This window comes from Nocardioides sp. NBC_00368 (genome assembly GCF_036090055.1).
Classification (GTDB): domain Bacteria; phylum Actinomycetota; class Actinomycetes; order Propionibacteriales; family Nocardioidaceae; genus Nocardioides.
On the sequence record NZ_CP107970.1, the window covers coordinates 1,243,556 to 1,258,717 of the forward strand.

General features: G+C 65.7%; 19 protein-coding genes. 7 read left to right on the forward strand and 12 right to left on the reverse strand.

Translation table 11 applies throughout. The features are described 5' to 3' along the window. The first annotated feature begins 114 nt into the window (after positions 1-114). On the forward strand, positions 115-1,497 hold the full coding sequence (locus OG984_RS05835) for an MFS transporter (RefSeq protein WP_008359925.1): 1,383 nt from the start codon (positions 115-117) through the stop codon (positions 1,495-1,497). A gap of 74 nt (positions 1,498-1,571) precedes the next feature. Here the strand turns inward: OG984_RS05835 and OG984_RS05840 are convergent, their stop codons facing one another. Further along, positions 1,572-2,174 (reverse strand): TetR/AcrR family transcriptional regulator, encoded by a 603-nt coding sequence (locus OG984_RS05840; protein WP_008359923.1) that lies wholly within the window; start codon positions 2,172-2,174, stop codon positions 1,572-1,574. Between the two features lie 84 nt (positions 2,175-2,258). Between OG984_RS05840 and OG984_RS05845 the strand changes: the two genes are divergently transcribed. Genes OG984_RS05845 through OG984_RS05855 form a run of 3 tightly spaced genes read left to right on the forward strand, consistent with a single transcriptional unit; the run spans position 2,259 to position 3,508 of the window. Next, positions 2,259-2,468, forward strand: a complete 210-nt coding sequence (locus OG984_RS05845; RefSeq protein WP_008359922.1) for a hypothetical protein — start codon at positions 2,259-2,261, stop codon at positions 2,466-2,468. Then, positions 2,465-3,004: a DUF2269 domain-containing protein gene (locus OG984_RS05850; protein ID WP_328530690.1), complete on the forward strand. Its 540-nt coding sequence runs from the start codon at positions 2,465-2,467 to the stop codon at positions 3,002-3,004. Before OG984_RS05845 ends, OG984_RS05850 begins: the two co-directional genes overlap by 4 nt. Before the next feature lie 36 nt (positions 3,005-3,040). Next, positions 3,041-3,508, forward strand: a complete 468-nt coding sequence (locus tag OG984_RS05855; protein ID WP_008359918.1) for a DUF2752 domain-containing protein — start codon at positions 3,041-3,043, stop codon at positions 3,506-3,508. Between the two features lie 55 nt (positions 3,509-3,563). Here OG984_RS05855 and OG984_RS05860 read toward each other — a convergent pair whose 3' ends face one another. From OG984_RS05860 to OG984_RS05880, 5 genes are all read right to left on the reverse strand, one after another. Next, a complete protein-coding gene (locus tag OG984_RS05860) occupies positions 3,564-4,004 on the reverse strand; it encodes a four-helix bundle copper-binding protein (RefSeq protein ID WP_328530691.1) in 441 nt (146 codons plus the stop codon). 90 nt (positions 4,005-4,094) lie between these two features. Continuing rightward, positions 4,095-4,928, reverse strand: coding sequence for a DUF3152 domain-containing protein (locus tag OG984_RS05865; RefSeq protein ID WP_328530692.1), 834 nt, complete (start codon positions 4,926-4,928; stop codon positions 4,095-4,097). Positions 4,929-4,940: 12 nt separating this feature from the next. Continuing rightward, the gene (locus tag OG984_RS05870; protein WP_008359912.1) at positions 4,941-5,792 is read right to left on the reverse strand and encodes a F510_1955 family glycosylhydrolase; all 852 of its coding nucleotides are present in this window, start codon (positions 5,790-5,792) and stop codon (positions 4,941-4,943) included. A gap of 62 nt (positions 5,793-5,854) precedes the next feature. Beyond that, positions 5,855-6,445 (reverse strand): DUF305 domain-containing protein, encoded by a 591-nt coding sequence (locus tag OG984_RS05875; protein ID WP_008359911.1) that lies wholly within the window; start codon positions 6,443-6,445, stop codon positions 5,855-5,857. An 82-nt stretch (positions 6,446-6,527) separates the two neighbouring features. Further along, positions 6,528-6,986 (reverse strand): hypothetical protein, encoded by a 459-nt coding sequence (locus OG984_RS05880; RefSeq protein WP_328530693.1) that lies wholly within the window; start codon positions 6,984-6,986, stop codon positions 6,528-6,530. A gap of 455 nt (positions 6,987-7,441) precedes the next feature. On the opposite strand from OG984_RS05880, the gene OG984_RS05885 reads away from it, so the two are divergent. From OG984_RS05885 to OG984_RS05895, 3 genes are all read left to right on the forward strand, one after another. Continuing rightward, positions 7,442-8,047, forward strand: coding sequence for a M23 family metallopeptidase (locus OG984_RS05885; protein WP_328530694.1), 606 nt, complete (start codon positions 7,442-7,444; stop codon positions 8,045-8,047). A gap of 171 nt (positions 8,048-8,218) precedes the next feature. Continuing rightward, complete coding sequence (locus tag OG984_RS05890) at positions 8,219-8,842, forward strand: GNAT family N-acetyltransferase (protein ID WP_008359905.1); 624 nt, start codon at positions 8,219-8,221, stop codon at positions 8,840-8,842. A 260-nt stretch (positions 8,843-9,102) separates the two neighbouring features. Then, positions 9,103-9,627, forward strand: coding sequence for a M15 family metallopeptidase (locus OG984_RS05895; protein WP_008359904.1), 525 nt, complete (start codon positions 9,103-9,105; stop codon positions 9,625-9,627). A gap of 473 nt (positions 9,628-10,100) precedes the next feature. Here the strand turns inward: OG984_RS05895 and ccsB are convergent, their stop codons facing one another. From ccsB to OG984_RS05925, 6 genes are all read right to left on the reverse strand, one after another. Next, positions 10,101-11,051 (reverse strand): c-type cytochrome biogenesis protein CcsB, encoded by a 951-nt coding sequence (gene ccsB, locus OG984_RS05900; RefSeq protein ID WP_328530695.1) that lies wholly within the window; start codon positions 11,049-11,051, stop codon positions 10,101-10,103. Continuing rightward, the gene (resB, locus tag OG984_RS05905; RefSeq protein ID WP_328530696.1) at positions 11,048-12,523 is read right to left on the reverse strand and encodes a cytochrome c biogenesis protein ResB; all 1,476 of its coding nucleotides are present in this window, start codon (positions 12,521-12,523) and stop codon (positions 11,048-11,050) included. Before resB ends, ccsB begins: the two co-directional genes overlap by 4 nt. Before the next feature lie 110 nt (positions 12,524-12,633). Then, entirely contained in the window at positions 12,634-13,479 is an 846-nt protein-coding gene (gene lgt / locus OG984_RS05910) for a prolipoprotein diacylglyceryl transferase (protein WP_050800845.1), read from the reverse strand. Between the two features lie 7 nt (positions 13,480-13,486). Next, positions 13,487-13,741, reverse strand: a complete 255-nt coding sequence (locus OG984_RS05915) for a hypothetical protein (protein ID WP_008359901.1) — start codon at positions 13,739-13,741, stop codon at positions 13,487-13,489. Between the two features lie 124 nt (positions 13,742-13,865). Continuing rightward, a complete protein-coding gene (locus tag OG984_RS05920; protein WP_008359899.1) occupies positions 13,866-14,816 on the reverse strand; it encodes a M56 family metallopeptidase in 951 nt (316 codons plus the stop codon). Then, positions 14,809-15,156 (reverse strand): BlaI/MecI/CopY family transcriptional regulator, encoded by a 348-nt coding sequence (locus tag OG984_RS05925; protein ID WP_328530697.1) that lies wholly within the window; start codon positions 15,154-15,156, stop codon positions 14,809-14,811. Before OG984_RS05925 ends, OG984_RS05920 begins: the two co-directional genes overlap by 8 nt. Between the last annotated feature and the right edge of the window lie 6 nt (positions 15,157-15,162).

The following is a 15,162-nucleotide window of genomic DNA, read 5'->3' on the forward strand; positions in this document are numbered from 1 at the left end:
CCGGCTCGACGGTGGCCGGACAGACCAGAGACAGCGGCAAGAGACATGTTCTCTTCGAACGAACCACCACGCCAGGACAAGGAAGTGACCTGGCACAAGAAAGGGGCTAGAGCCATGGGGTTGTTCGCGATCCGCGACTACCGGCGCCTGTTCAGCGCGCAGGTGATCGCTCTGTTCGGAACCGGTCTGGCCACGGTCGCGCTGGGTCTGCTTGCTTACGACCTGGCTGGTCCTCGCGCAGGTGCTGTGCTCGCGACCGCGTTGACCATCAAGATGGTCGCCTACGTGGTGGTCGCGCCGTTGGCAGCGGCGTACGTTGATCGGTTGCCTCGGCGCCTGTTCCTCACCGTCCTCGACGTGGTCCGTGCCATGGTGGTGCTCGCCCTGCCGTTCGTCACCGAGGTCTGGCAGATCTACGTGCTGATCGGTGTGCTACAGACCGCCTCTGCGGCATTCACTCCCACCTTCCAGGCGGTCATCCCCGACATCGTCACCGAAGAGGCCGACTACACCCGAGCACTCTCCGCATCGCAGGTCGCCTACACCATGGAGAGCCTGCTCAGTCCGGTGCTCGCAGGTGTCGCGCTCGCGGTCATGTCCTTCAATCTGCTGTTCCTCGGCACCTCGATCGGGTTTGCTGCCTCCGCGATACTGGTGCTCTCGACCCGTATCCCCAACGCCCGCCCCAGCCAGCACACCAGCCCCCTGGACCGGGTCGTCTCAGGGATCCGAACCTTCACCGCCACGCCCAGTCTGCGTGCTGTGATGGCCTTGAACCTCGTGGTCGCGGCCGCCGGATCCATCGTCGTGGTCAACACCGTCAACTACGTCCGCGACGTGCTCGGCGGAACCCAGTCCGACGTGGCCTGGATGCTCGCCGCCTCAGGATCGGGCACCCTCCTGGCGGCCCTCGCCCTCCCCAGGATCCTGGACCGCGTCGCCGAACGGGTCGTCATGCTCACCGGAGCTGCCGTTCTGGTGGCCGGGGTCCTCGTCGCACTCGCGACAGCCGCGGCGAGTCTCGCCATACCGCCGCTCACCGCGGCCATCTGGCTCACGATCGGCGCCGGGATGGCACTCATCATCACCCCGACCGGACAAGTGCTCCGGGGGTCGGTCGAACCCAACGCCATCCCGCAAGTCTTCGCCGCCCAATTCTCCCTGTCCCACCTCGCCTGGCTGATCACCTATCCCATCGCAGGATGGGTCGCCACCAACGCCGGCTTCACCACCACCTGGACCATCCTCGCCATCCTCGCCGCGATCGGCGCCACCGCCGCACCTGTGCTGTGGACGCGCGACGTGGACGCAGCCGACACCGTGCCGGCCGCCGAGCCAGCCGGAACCGCGGCCGGAGTCAGCGCCGGAATCACGGCCGGAACCACGGCCGGAACCACGGATCGTGGCCGCGGAGTCGACGTGCTCGTCCGTACGGCCGCCGATACCGCCGAAGGCACCCTCGCTGCATGCCAGTGCGCATGCGTGCACGCCGTGTAAGTCCACCAAGTCGCTGGCCCGTGCACGCCTGCGTCTGAGTCCGGACAGTCCGGGACGGTATCGACCGTCGGGCCCTAATGGTGACCGGGTCCGGCGGTCTCCACCCGGAGGTGGAGAGATTCAGCGACGAGGTCGACGAGGCGGTCGACCTCGTCGGCCCCCGATGCCTGCCCGGCGGCCTCGAGCGCGTGGATGCTGTAGGCGGCCAGTTCCTCGGTCGCGACGTCGGGCCGTACCTGACCGGATTCCTGCGCGTCTCGTACGGCCTTGGCAAACAGCACGGTCAGGTCCGCGCTGTTGCGCCGGTGCTGGTCTCCGCGGTGGACCAGGCCATGTAGGTCGGACGCGGCTGAGGATCCTCGGTGGAAACAGATCCGTGCATAACCCTGGAGCATTGCGTACAGGCCGGCCCCGGCAGAGCTCGCCTCGTCACGGAGCCCCTCAAGATGTGTGAAGTGCTGCGCGACGTGCTCGGCATGACCGGCCACGAGCATGTCGTCGACACCGCGAAAATACTTGTACAGAGTCGCCCGGCTGATACCCGCCCGCTCGGCGACGAGGCCCATCGTCACGCCACGGACACCATGCTCGCCCGCCAGCATCCAGGCGGTCTCGAGGATCGCCGCTCGGACATCGCGCCGGTGCTCGGCGACCGTGTCCTTCCAGAGTTTCGGCATGGCTCGACGATACGCCTTGTCTTACATGGAGACACCATGCATATTTACGTAGACACATTGTCTTACAAAACGAGGACTGAGTAAATGGCCACCGATGACAGCCCGAAGCCCGACGACGTACCCCCGGGGATGCCGTCGTGGGTCAAGTACCTTCTCGTGGTGCTGCTTGCAGTGGTGCTGATCGCCCTGCTGGCGATGTTCGCCCTCGGTGGCGACCACGGGCCAGGACGCCACATCGGCGGCATGCGCTCCGCCCCGATCGGGGAAGAGATCGATCATGGGACCGGCCTGTGATTGTCGGCCCGCGGCTACGACGGCTCCTGCTTGCCCTGCACTTGAGCTGCTCGGTGGGCTGGATCGGCTCGATCTGTGCCTATCTGGCGCTGGCCTTCGCGGTGCCGGCCACGGACGATCCCGCGGTTGTTCGAGCATCGTGGATCGGGATGGAGGTCGTCGGCTGGTACGCGATCGTGCCGCTCGCTCTTGGATCGCTTGCCACCGGCGTGCTGATGGGCGCGGTGACGAAGTGGGGACTGCTGCGTCACTACTGGGTGGTCATCTCGCTGGTGGGCACGGTCGTGCTCACCACAGTCCTGATCATGCACATGCCCGACGTCACCGCTCAGACCCAGCGGGCCCGAACGGCGGGGGAGGGGGAACTGCTGGTGATGGGCAGCGATATCTTGCACGCCGTTGTTGGGCTCGTCTTGCTGATCGGCATCATGATGCTGAACATCTACAAGCCCCGCGGCCTGACGAGATATGGCTGGCGTAAGGACCGGGCGGCGCGCGCCGCTGTCCGCCCCGGTTCGACGCTGAGCGGGGCATAGTTGTGCCGTAGTCGTTCCAGCCCGACAAGGATCCGTATGCCGTACGCAGCTGACGCCACCAGCCCCTTCTTGCGACTCGACGTCGAGTGTCGCGACCGCCATTGGTGGCTCACTGCCCTGGCTCTGGCGGCTCTCGTCGCCGCCATCTCGATGGCGCTCATTGGTCTTCCGCCCGTCGATCTTCACGGCCCGTTGCACAAGGTCGGGATCATGGATCCGCTCTGCGGAGGCACTCGAGCAGCTCGCTACGCGGCCCAAGGCAACCTCGTCCAGGCGTGGAGATACAACCCGCTCAGTATCGTCATCGTTGCTGGCGCCGTGCTCGCGGTCCTGCGTAGCCTGGTCGGGCTCCTCGGCCGACGGTGGCTCACCTTTAGGTTCTCGTGGACGCCGCAACGCCGGCGTTGGGTGATCGGGGTAGGACTCGTCCTGCTGGTGCTGCTCGAGATCCGACAGCAGCTGCGAGCGGATCTACTCATCGCTGGCACCGACATGTGGCGCTGAGGGTGCGCTGGAACGTTCAGCGCGGTCATCGACCTCAGCGGTTGGCGAACTTCGGTCAGCCGAGGTTTGCGAGCAGGTCTCGGCAGGCTTGCTCGCAGGCTCGGCACGCGTCGGCGCAGACGCGACAGTGCTCGTGCATGTCGGCGTGGCGGGCACACGCGTCACCGCACGCCTTGCACGTGGTGGCGCACGCCTCCAGGAACGCCCTTGTGATGTTGGCGTCGTAGCCGGTGTGCCGCGACAGGACGTTGACGGTCGCAGAGCAGGCATCGGCGCAGTCCAGGTTGCTGCGGATGCACTTGGTCAGGTCGGCGACCTTGTCTTCGCTGAGGCAGGCGTCCGCGCACGCTGTGCAGGCCTGAGCGCATTCGGCCAGCGTCTGGATCGTCTTCGTGAGCTGGGTGGTGTCGATGCCGCCCAGGTCCTTGGGGTAGGTCTTCAGCATCTGCACGACGGTGTGCATAGCATTCCTCTCGTCGATGGTGCTGTCGTACACGAACCAATTGGCCCGATGCCCAACAGGTACCCCACCGTGGCTGGGCCATGCAGCCCGCTTGGCGAGCATTCAGTCAATCCAGGGCTCAGGTCAGTGATCGGCCAGATCCACCCGGGCGGGCCACGGGTTGGCGGTGCATCCGTCCAGCCCCTTGGTCTGTTGCAGCATCACCGGAGCAGCCGCGCCCTCGCCTGGACACTCCGCATGCGGGTAGCCGAGCGCGTGGCCGGTCTCGTGGTTGACCACGTAGCGACGGTAGGCCACCAGCTTGTTGCCGTAGCTGTCGGCGCCGAAGTGCCACCGCCAGGCATTGAGAACGACATCGCTGCCGTTGCGGCACGACAACCTGCCATCGGTGTCAAGCGGAGCACACAAGGTGTCGGCGGTCTCCGGCGTGGCCAGGACGATCCGCAGGTCGGCGTGGCCGTCGACACGTGCGAGCCGGTGTTCGGCCGCCCAGCCGCGGTCGTCGGCGAGAGTCGTCTCGACGAATCGAGCGAACTGTTTGGTGGCGTACGGCAGTCCCTTTTCCACCTCGACTCGGTACGTCGTCGCCTCATCCAGTGGACCAGATGGAGCGGCCGCGACCTCAAAGCTCCCCGACCCGCGCTCAGGTATCGCCATCGACGTCGCGGGTGGTGTGCTGGGTCGGGAGACATCTCCCTCGGCTGCAGCGACCTCGCCATCGGGGAGCGTTGTCCCGGAGCTCGGCGAAGCTGAGGGCGATGCAGCAATCGACGACGTCGGGGCGCGCGCACTCTTCGTGGCGGGATGACTGTCGCGCGCCATGGCGACGAGTGGGAGGGTGATCGCCAGGCCGGTGAGAAGGACCGCGAGCGCAGCGTGGCCGGCGGAACCCTCGGCCGTACGCCGGCCGTGGCGAGGTTGCCGGCGTCGGTGAGATGGATTTCGGTGCTTGCTCATCGTCTCCCCGACCTACAGGACCTGTTTCCAAGTCTCGCCGTTGTCATCGGAGTGGAATGCTTCGTTCGACGTGGCGGCGTACCAGCCGTGCTCGGTGATCGTGAAGGCCGCCGGCTGGCCACCGATCGATCCGGCCTCCTGCCACGTCGTGCCCGCGTCGTCACTGATCCGAACGACACCGTCAGGGCCGATGCCTGCCAGGCCGCCTTCTGCAGTGGCGTCGAGGTAGGCAGTGATGGGGCCGCCGAGCTCGCGGGTCTGTCCCGAGGACGCGTCGATGCTGATCAGCTGGCCCTTGCCTGTGGTTGCGAACAGTTGGCCGGCTTCGCCGGTGGCGGCGACGCTGATGAGGTCGCCTGCGTAGATCTCCTCGAACTGCTTCCGGTCCTCGGTGCGGAGCAGGCGCTTCGTGGTGGCGTCAAACCCGTAGAGGACGTCGCCGGCCGGTTCGAGGATGTGGAAGTCGGCCTCACCTTGCAGCGCGAGCGGTGTCCAGCTTGCGCCTGCGTCGGTGGACTCGATCAGCCCCAGATGTGACGGCAGGTCTTCGGTCAGGTCGGGGTGTCCGCTGCCGAGAAAGTGGCCAGGGCCAACCACGGTGAACGCCATGGTGTCCTGCCATCGGTCGGCGACTCGGCGCGGCTTGCCGGTGTCTGGAACGTGGAAGAGCCCGAAGTGGGTGGCGACATAGAGACTGTTGTCGGCGGGGTCGATGCCGAGGCCATGGATGTGGCCGACCGAGCGGTCGTCGGTGGTTTTGTCGGCTGCCGCTGAGGGGTTGGGGTCTGGGTCCGCCGCGCAGGCGGTTGCCAGGAAGGCCGTCGCCACTGCGACCGCGATCGCGAGCCGGGAGGTTCGGTTCATGAAGATGCTCCGGTGTTGGGAGGTTGCCGGGCAGGCGCATGCCTGCCCGGCTTGGACGATGGTCAGGACTTGAGCAATGCCTGCATCGTCTGGATCTCCTCGGTCTGGGCAGTCGCGATGTCCTCGGCCATCGCCGTGGCGTCAGGGAACTCGCCGTCGGCCTGCTCGGTCTGAGCCATCTCGACGGCACCCTCGTGGTGCTCGATCATCATCGTGAGGAACATCTGGTCGAACTCGGCGCCGGAGGCATTCTCCAGAGCGGTCATGTCCTCCTCCGACATCATTCCGGTCATTTCCTCCGACGACATGTCGCCGTGATCCATGCCGGGCATGCCCTCGTCCGGGACGTCCTCGCCCCAGCTCTCGAGCCAGCCGGTCATGGTCTCGATCTCCGGGCCTTGTGCTGCCTCGATGTCGGCAGCCAGGTCCTTGACCTCCTGGCTCTCAGCCCGGGTCTCGGCAAGCTCAGCCATCTCGATCGCCTGCTGGTGGTGCGGGATCATCTGTTGGGCGAACGTGACATCGGCATCGTTGTGCGTATCGGAGGTGTGGCTGTCGTCATCGCCGCCACGTGCAGCGAGGACAAGCACCACGGCCGCGACGACGAGCAGGACGGCCGCGAGGACGGCGGCCGTTAGGGTCTTCTTGGGCATGAGAAATACTCCATCTGTGTGATCCGAATCTGGGCAGCCGAAAGCCCGAGTCACCCGGTTGGGTGGCTCGTAGCGGCGCCTGTCAGCAGCGGATCACACAGAGTTGGAGAAGATCGGGCGGGTCGCGGTCGCGCCCGTAGAAGACCGGATTCGGCCAGGCGGGGAGCAACGTGCAAAGAATCTGGATGCCGCGTCGTGCCATGAGCAGAGCGACGGCCAGAATCAATCCGCTGAGGATGGCAAGGCACAGACCCAGAAGGTCTCCGTCCACGCCGTCGAATGGGGCCCCGGGCGTCTGCGCAGTCGTGTGAGTCCTGGACTGGTCAGTCGCGCCCTCACCGCTCAATGGCGATAGCCCGTGCACGTCACCGTGGCCCGCGGGCGCCACGATGCTCACGCCGTGGGACACCGCCCCGACGATGTGTGTGCTGGCGTGAGACCCCCAGCCGTGCATCGACAGGAGCCCGAACAGCGCCACCGCAACAGCGGCGAGCACAAGGCGTGCACCGCGTGTCTGCGACGCCCTACGGAGGTCCTGCATGGCCTCGATATTAGGCGAAAGCCATCCAGGATCAGAACTCGCTCCCGATGAATCCCGGCGGATTCGGCGGCAAACGTTCGAGTTGGCCCACAAGAATCGATCAACTATGGTCGATAGGAGAAGCGGGATTTCTCCCTTCCTCGGCGGGTGCCTGGCTTCCCCGGCACGGGCATCCCCCACTTCATGCCTGTGGCGCCGGGCATGTACGCGAGTCGGTGGGACGAGGAGAACAGGTGCGCCCTGGTCGACACAAACAGATACGTGACACCAAACGAGGCCGGTTGCAGGCGCGTGCCGGACGTACCCCGGCCCCGCATCCGCCGGCGCTGGTCGGCGGCCGACGCCGCGGCGTACGTCGGAACCCGCCCCAGTGGCGAGGAGCGGTCCCGCAGGTTCTGGCTGTCGCCGCGGTCGCAGCTGCACTGGGCGGTGGTTCGGCCGTTCAGGAATCGGCGGTGCCGGCTGCATCGACGAAGTCGACCTCGAAGCCCTCGGTGCCGCTATCGGCGCTCGAGCGGCCGAAGTCGGTGACCCGATCTTCAGAGCGGTCTCCTGCGGTGCGCGAATCGCGCGAACCTGCCAAGCCCAGGGCGAGTCGCATCCCGAAGGGCCAGCCGAATCAAGACCGTCTGGTCGAGCGGCTCAAGGTTGATCGCGAGACTGATCGCTGGGTGCTCCCGGTTGCTTCATACCGCCTCACAGGAACCTTCGGTGAGGGAAGTTCGCTGTGGGCAAACACCCATACCGGCCTGGACTTCGCGACGGCACAAGGGACGACGATCGTCGCCGTGGCCGGTGGTCGCGTCACTGAGGCTGGCTGGGCTGGTTCCTACGGATACCGCACGATCGTCGAGCTTCCTGACGGCACCGAGATCTGGTACTGCCATCAGGCCGTCATCGACGTCAGCCTGGGCCAATCCGTGAGTCAGGGTCAGCGGATCGGAGAGGTCGGAAGCACGGGCAACAGCACCGGGCCACACGTGCACATCGAAGTTCGTCCAGATGGCGGCGATCCAGTCGATCCGATGGTCGCGTTTGCTGATCACGGCGCTCGCCCCTAGAGGCATCAGATCCCATGAGGAGCAGCTGCTCCTTGAAATTCAACGCCAAAGGCGCTCTACTATCGGCAATAGTAGAGCGTGGGAGGCGGGCCGTTGAGACAGCATGCTGCACAAGACGATGGAGTAGCGCAGAGCGAGTCCGTCGATCGTCCGCCTGTGAGGATCAGGCGGATGGGCCTGCAGGATCTGCCGGACGTCGTGGCTGCACATCGTCAGCATTTCCCTGATGGATTCTTTGCGCGGCTTGGGCCCCGATTCCTCGGCCGCTACTACCGGACCTTTCTCGACGGTCCGCTGGCAGTGGCGCTCATCGTCGAGATGTCGGGAGTACCGTCTGGCTACCTCGTCGGCGTCCTGGATCCAGTTCAGCACCGTCGACTTCTACTGACGTACCACGGCGTTGCCCTGGCTGTGTGTGGTCTCCTCGGCTTGACCCGCAGGCCGAGGGTCTTGGCGCGCTTCCTCGTCACGCGATCACGCAGATACCTGAATGCGCTGAGGCGGTCTCGCGATCTCGCGACGGACACTGTCAATGTGCCCCGCCTCGCCGTCCTGTCGCACGTCGTTGTGGCGGAGAACGCCCGCGGCCACGGCCTAGGCACGCTGCTGGTCGATGCCTTCCTTGCTCAGGCGCGTGAAGCAGGAAGGGAGCGTGCATGTTTGGTCACCATCACCGGGCCAGAGGGTGCCGGCGCCTTCTACGCGAAGTCCGGGTGGAGCCACACACGTGACGCAACTGGAGTCGACGGTCGCCGATTGTCGTACTTCGAGCGAGAGCTCCCGGAGACCGAGTGAGGGCAACGCGAAGACTGGGTGTCATCCTCGTCCTGCATCTGGTGCTCTCGGCATGTGCGGTCGTGCACGGCAGCGCCTCCTCGGAAGGTGGGGCGACTCTCTCTGAGAGAGCATCTGCGCCCACCGCCATGTCGCCGTCGGTTGGTCCTTCCAAATCGTCCTCGTCGAAAGACCCCGCCAGTCCGGTGATCGAACCGGTCGCCCCTGGCCAATGGAGAAGAATGAAGGCGGCAGGGATGGTCCGACCCGGATGTCCAATCGTGCGGCGCAGCCAGCTCCGTTCGGTGCGGGTCAGCTTCGTGGACTTCAAGGGCGTCAAGCAGCGCGGTCAACTGGTGGTCAATCGTGATGTGGCCGCTAGCGTGGCCCGGATCTTCAGTCGCCTGTACGACGCTCGATTTCCGATTCGCAAGATGCGGCCAGTTGAGGAGTACGGCGGCGACGCAAACGCCAGCCTCGCCGACGACAACACATCCGCGTACAACTGCCGCAGAGCGAACCAGATCAACGCACCGTTTCGCGAGTCTCCGCACGCGAACGGCAGGGCGATCGACATCAATCCCTTTGAGAACCCCTGGAAGGATCTGCGCTGCAAATGTTGGTTTCCCTCTGACGAGCACCGGGCACGCAAAGAGGCTCCTGGAGTGATCCTCCGAGGCGGAGTGGTCTGGAAGGCGTTCCGCCAGGAAGGGTGGATCTGGCAGAACATCGACGTCGCCGACTACATGCACTTCGACACCGGCTATCCATCAGAGCCGTTTGGTTCGGGGCCAAAGGAGAACTGAGTCGGCTGCTCAGCGCCGAAGAGCCTGCTCACGCTGCTCCAGTTGGGGCCCTTCGAGCTGGTACAGGAAGCGCTCATCGAACGACTGCCGCTCGCACTCAGCACTCCGGCACCAATTCCGCGCTGCGCGCAGTCGCGACGCGCCTTACGTTCGATGCCTGTACCTGTTCGCGGACGTGCTGCGGGCGATCGCAGTCGGCGGCTGGCGAGTGGTCGAGTTGCAAACACAGGTGAGCGCGTGCATACCGTTGATCCACCCGATGAAGGGTCTGGGTGACTTATCCATTCCTTGAGGCGTGGAAGTGACACCACGATGGCGTCGTCGGGTGCCGCGACCCCGGCAGCAGGTCGGGGTCGCGGTCCGGCGACTGATGTATCGGACAGCACCTCGGCAGCCAGCGCAAGAGTGACCGCTCGTAGAGCGCGTACAGCGCACCTCGTCTGCGGCTAGTGACGGCTTGCTTGCTGGGACCCTTATTTGCCAGCGTAGGAGTGCAGGCCTCCGCCCCAGAGATTGATGCCCACGAAGTTGAACAGCAGCGCAGCGAAGCCAATGAGGGCGAGGGTGGCGGCACGGTGGCCGCGCCAGCCGGCGGTGGCGCGGGCGTGGAGGTAGGCCGCATAGGCAACCCAGGTGATGAACGCCCAGACTTCCTTAGGATCCCAGCCCCAATATCGGCCCCAGGCGTAGCGCGCCCAGATAGGACCGGCGATCAGTGCCGCGAAGGTCCATACCGGAAAGCCGAACGCATGCAGGCGGTAGGCCAGCGCATCGATGACCTCACTGGCGGGGAGTCGTGCGGCGAGGCCACGGTTACTGGTGCCGCGGGCCTCGGCACGTGACCGATGGAGGTAGAGGCACGAAGCCAGGGCGCCCACCGTGAAGGCTCCCGTTGCGAGCAAGGCCGCCGTCACGTGGATGTAGAGCCAGTAGGAGTGCAGTGCTGGGACCAGCGGGCCCGCGGGGACGTCCAGCAGAAGCACCGCAACCATGAGAAATATGACGACCAGCCCGGTGACGGCGAGCCCGAGCCATCGAATTGGCTGGAAGCGGAGCAGCACGAGGTACGTAGCGACGGTGGCGACGCACCCGGTGATCGTGAACTCGTACATGTTGCCCCATGGCACGCGATCGGCCGCCAGTCCCCTGGAGACCATCCCGCCGGCGTTCAGGGCGAATCCGATGACAGTGAGGGCGACGCCCAAGCGGCCCGCGAAGTCCTCGCGGTAGGAGATCTGCTGAGTCCGCTGATCTGGGTCCGTGTCCTCGTCGGAGGCGCCGCCGCGGACGAGGCGGGCCGGTTCGGGCTGAGGAACCTTGCGGAGCGACCATTCGGCGATGTGGGCCAGGAGCGCGAGGCTGTAGACCAGTGCAGCGAACATGATTGCGGTGTTGCTGAACTGGGCGTATTGGATATTGCTCATGTGGTTGCCTTCTCGATGTTGGCGAGGAAATCGGTCAGCGACTGATCGAGGCCGTGGCCCTCGAGGCGGTCGAGGCCGGCGATCTCCAGAGCGGCGCCGACCTCCGTACGGTGTGCGCGCAGCCAAATGCGTCGCGGGCGGATGAATAGGGATCCCATGAGGCCCAGGAGTCCGATGATGACGCCGCCGAGGGCGATACTTTCGCCAGGAGTAGAGCTGACTTGGAGTCGTGTCCAGCGGTTCAAGCCATCAAACGTGACTGAGCCCAGGCCGTCGGGGAGCTTGCGGGTAGCGCCCATCGGGATGTTGAGCGTGAGCGGCTTTCCGGTCTTGTCTGTGACGGCGGTCAGCTTCGTCTTGTCCAAGGCGTACACAGACTGGGGGACACCGTTACTCAGTCCCAGGTCGCCCTGGTAGACAGCCATCGACAGCACGGGGTTCATCGCGTCGGGGAACTGCGAGATCGGCCCCGTTTCCTTGCTCCAGGCGTACGTCGGCAGTAACCGCGCGTCGAGACCGAGTTGCGAGGGCTTGGCGTCCGGAGCCTTCACGACCCCCACGGAGGTGTAGCCGGCGTCCTGCGGCATGAAGACCGTCGGACCGGAGTAGACCGTGTTGCCTTCGCCGTCGTGGACCGTGATGGCGGGCGCGTAGCCGTTGCCGACGAGGAAGACGCTGGTGTCACCGATGGTCAGCGGGCGGTTCACCTCGACCCGCTGTTTCTCCTTGTCGGCACCAGGAAAGGGGCTGTAGGAAAGGTCTGCGCGGAAGGCCGTGGGCTGGCCCAGCGTGGGGCCGGAGGTCATGAAGTTCGCCTCGAACTTGTCGAGCGTGAAGCTGAACGGCTTGAGCGAGTCCGCGCGGAAAAGCGGTCCGGGAGCGAAGTCGTCATAGGACTGGCGCGCATTGGTGAACGTCTGTCCTTGCACCAGGTTGACCGAGCCGCGGAACCCGAAGAAGCTTCCTGCGGCGAAGGCGATCAGGATCACGACCAACGACAGGTGGAAGACCAGGTTGCCGGCCTCGCGCAGGTAACCGCGTTGCGCCGAGACGGTCGCGGACCCGTCATCGGAGGAGGTCGTCTCGACGCGATAACCCTGCCGCCGGAGCAGTTTCCGGGCCGCGGAGGTGACCTCCTGCGGGGAGGCGCTTGATGCACCCGTGATCGAGTGTGGGAGGCGGGTCAGGTTGCGGGGCGCGCGGGGCGGGGGAGCGGTCGCAGCGCGCCAGTACACCCTGAGCCGCGGCAGGATGCAGCCCACCAGGGAGACCATCAGCAGCAGGTAGATCGCGCTGAACCACGGCGACCCGTAGACGTGGAAAACATCGAGTCGCTCGTAGACCGGCGTCAGCTTGGGGTGCATCTGTTGCCACTGGCGTACCGCGTTCGGATCGACCGGCTCCTGCGGCACGAGCGACCCGGGAACTGAGGCCAGCCCCAGGAGAAGGAGCAGAATCAGGGCGGTCCTCATCGAAGTGAGCTGGCGCCAGGCCCATCGCCCGAGTTCCAAGACTCCGAGTTTGCCCGGTGCCGATGGGGGCTGGCTCGGTTGCGTGGTCAGCGGTGCGTCGATGGTGTCGGTCACGTGACCGGACCCGCAGATGAGGCCTCGAAAGTCTTGTTCGAAGCGCTGGCGCGCTGGGTTGCCAGCGCGAAGTACGTGGCTGCAGCGACGAAGACGATGATGCTGGTCCATACGTTCAAACGCAGTCCGAGGACGTGGTTCGCCGTGTCGATCCGCAAATACTCGATCCATCCCCGGCCAGCGGTGTAGCCCATGACATAGATGGCGAACAATCGACCGCCGGCGATCTTGAAGCGCGCTTCGACCCAGAGAACGAGTCCCACGACGCCAAGGTCCCACAGCGACTCGTAGAGGAACGTGGGATGGAATGTCGCGAAGCTCTCGTAGCCGTCCGGACGCCTATCGGGGCTGATCTGCAGCCCCCACGGCAGTTGTGTGGGCCGGCCGAAGAGCTCCTGGTTCCACCAATTGCCCCAGCGGCCGATCGCCTGCGCGAGCGGGATGGCGGGTGCGATCACCCCGGCGATCTCACCGAACGGCGCGCCGGCGCGGCGGACACCGATCCAGGCCCCAAGTGCACCCAGGAAGATCGCACCCCAGACGCCGAGCCCGCCATGCCATATGTAGAGGGCCTCGATCGGTCGGCGTCCCTCCCCGAAGTAGAGCTCGGGGTCGGTGATGACGTGGTAGAGCCGACCTCCGATGATGCCGAACGGGATTGCCCACAAGGCGATGTCCTGGATCCGCCCCGGCTGACCCCCTCGGCTTGTCCATCGCTTCTCAGCCAGCCAGACGGCTGCGATGATGCCGGCGATGATGCACAGCGCGTAGGCGCGCACCGGGAAGAGTCCGATGTGCCAGACGCCTTCACTCGGACTAGGGATGTAGTAGAGCGCAGTCATGCCGTGCTCAGACCCTCGGGTTCGGGTCCCCGACGATGCCGCCGATGACCGCGAGCACGCCGGCAGCCGGGTAGCCGATGAGCAGATCCTGCCAGCCCATCGAGATCGGGATCGGCCGCCAGCCGGCATGAGCGACCAGATGCTGGACGGCGATGAGGGCCGCCAGGCCGAACAACGACCAAGACGCGATGCGGCGCTTGCTCCAGGTAGACAGCTGCCTGTCGATATCGCTCTTCTTGGCGCGGCGACGGATGCTCGCCATGACGCACTTCCTCTCCTCAGGAACGAACTACTAAGGAGAATAGTAGATGAGCTTGTGCGTGCCGCCGCAGGGCCGATGGGAGTCCCGTCGATTCATGCCTCCGCTGGTCACGGAGGAAGACAACTCACGCCATCCGACAGATGCCTTCCCATGCGATAGCGATAGCGGGAGCGGCGGCCAGGACCAGCGGGATCATCACAGCCGCGGCGATTCCGAACGATGCACCCACCGATGCAGTCACCGGCAAGCGTCGTGGTCGGTCTCGCAGCCGGGACAACCGTGCCTCAACATCGTGTGCGCTCGCAGCCAACGTGCCCGCTGGTGCGGGATTACACGCAAGTCGAGCAAGCGCGTCGCGAAGCGGTCCCGGGCCGACCCGGCGGCGGGCGCCGTCATCGGCGCACAGCTCCGCATACAGGCGCACCAGGGGCATCGCCGTACGAAAGGCAGGAAAGACTGGCGCGAGGGTTCCGAAGAGCGCGCGACACGCGACCAGCGCCGTGTGGTGCCGCTGGCGAAGGTGCGCATGCTCGTGGGCCAGAACGGCATCGAGCTCGTCGGGGCGGAGAGCGGCGAGCAAGCCACTCGTGAGCACGACTCGATGGCGTCGGCCGCCGATGCAGAAGGCGTACGGTGCGTCGTGCTCGACGATCAAGGCACCTGTCGCGGCATCAGGTCGTCCGACCATGTCAAATGCTGCGATACGCGCGGCGCGCTCCCTGCGGTCTGACACCGACACCCCAACCGCGCACCACATGGTCCGCGAAAGCAGCGCGAGGAACAGTGTCAGGCCAAGGAGCGCCGTGAATGCACCGCCGGGCGAGGCGTAGCCGTGGCGAAGATTCTCGGCGCAGAGGCTGAAGAATCTGGCCACATCGCCGCTGACATGGGAGAACGAGATACCGAGGGCAAGTCCAGAGGCAGCGAGGGACAGCAGCACCGAGATCGCCAAGGCCTGCCAGGCGGCGATGGCGAGTCGGGGCGCAAGCGACGTCCAGCGGGCGTCCCGCAGCCACGCGGCGCCGAGCGTCCCGGCAACCGCGGCGTACGTCGCCAGGAGGAGCGCATCAATCACCGAGTGCCCGCTTCAACTTCTTGACCTCGGCTGCCGACATGGTGTCAAGGAAGCGCAGCAGCGTGACCGAGCTGTCGCCGCTGCCGTTGAGCAGCTCATGCATGAGGTCGGCGGTGTGCGCGGCGCGGTCCTTGGTCGACCAATAGCGAAACGCCCGTCCCTCGCGCTCGCGGGTCACCACGCCCTTGCGGTGCAGATTGTCCATGACCGTCATCACCGTGGTGTAAGCCAACGGCGGGTCTCGGTCGATCCGCTCGAGCACCTCGCGAACCGTCAGCGGTTCGTCTGCCGCCCAAAGGTGGTCCATGACCACAGCCTCAAGGTCTCCGAATGGGCGCACTTCCGA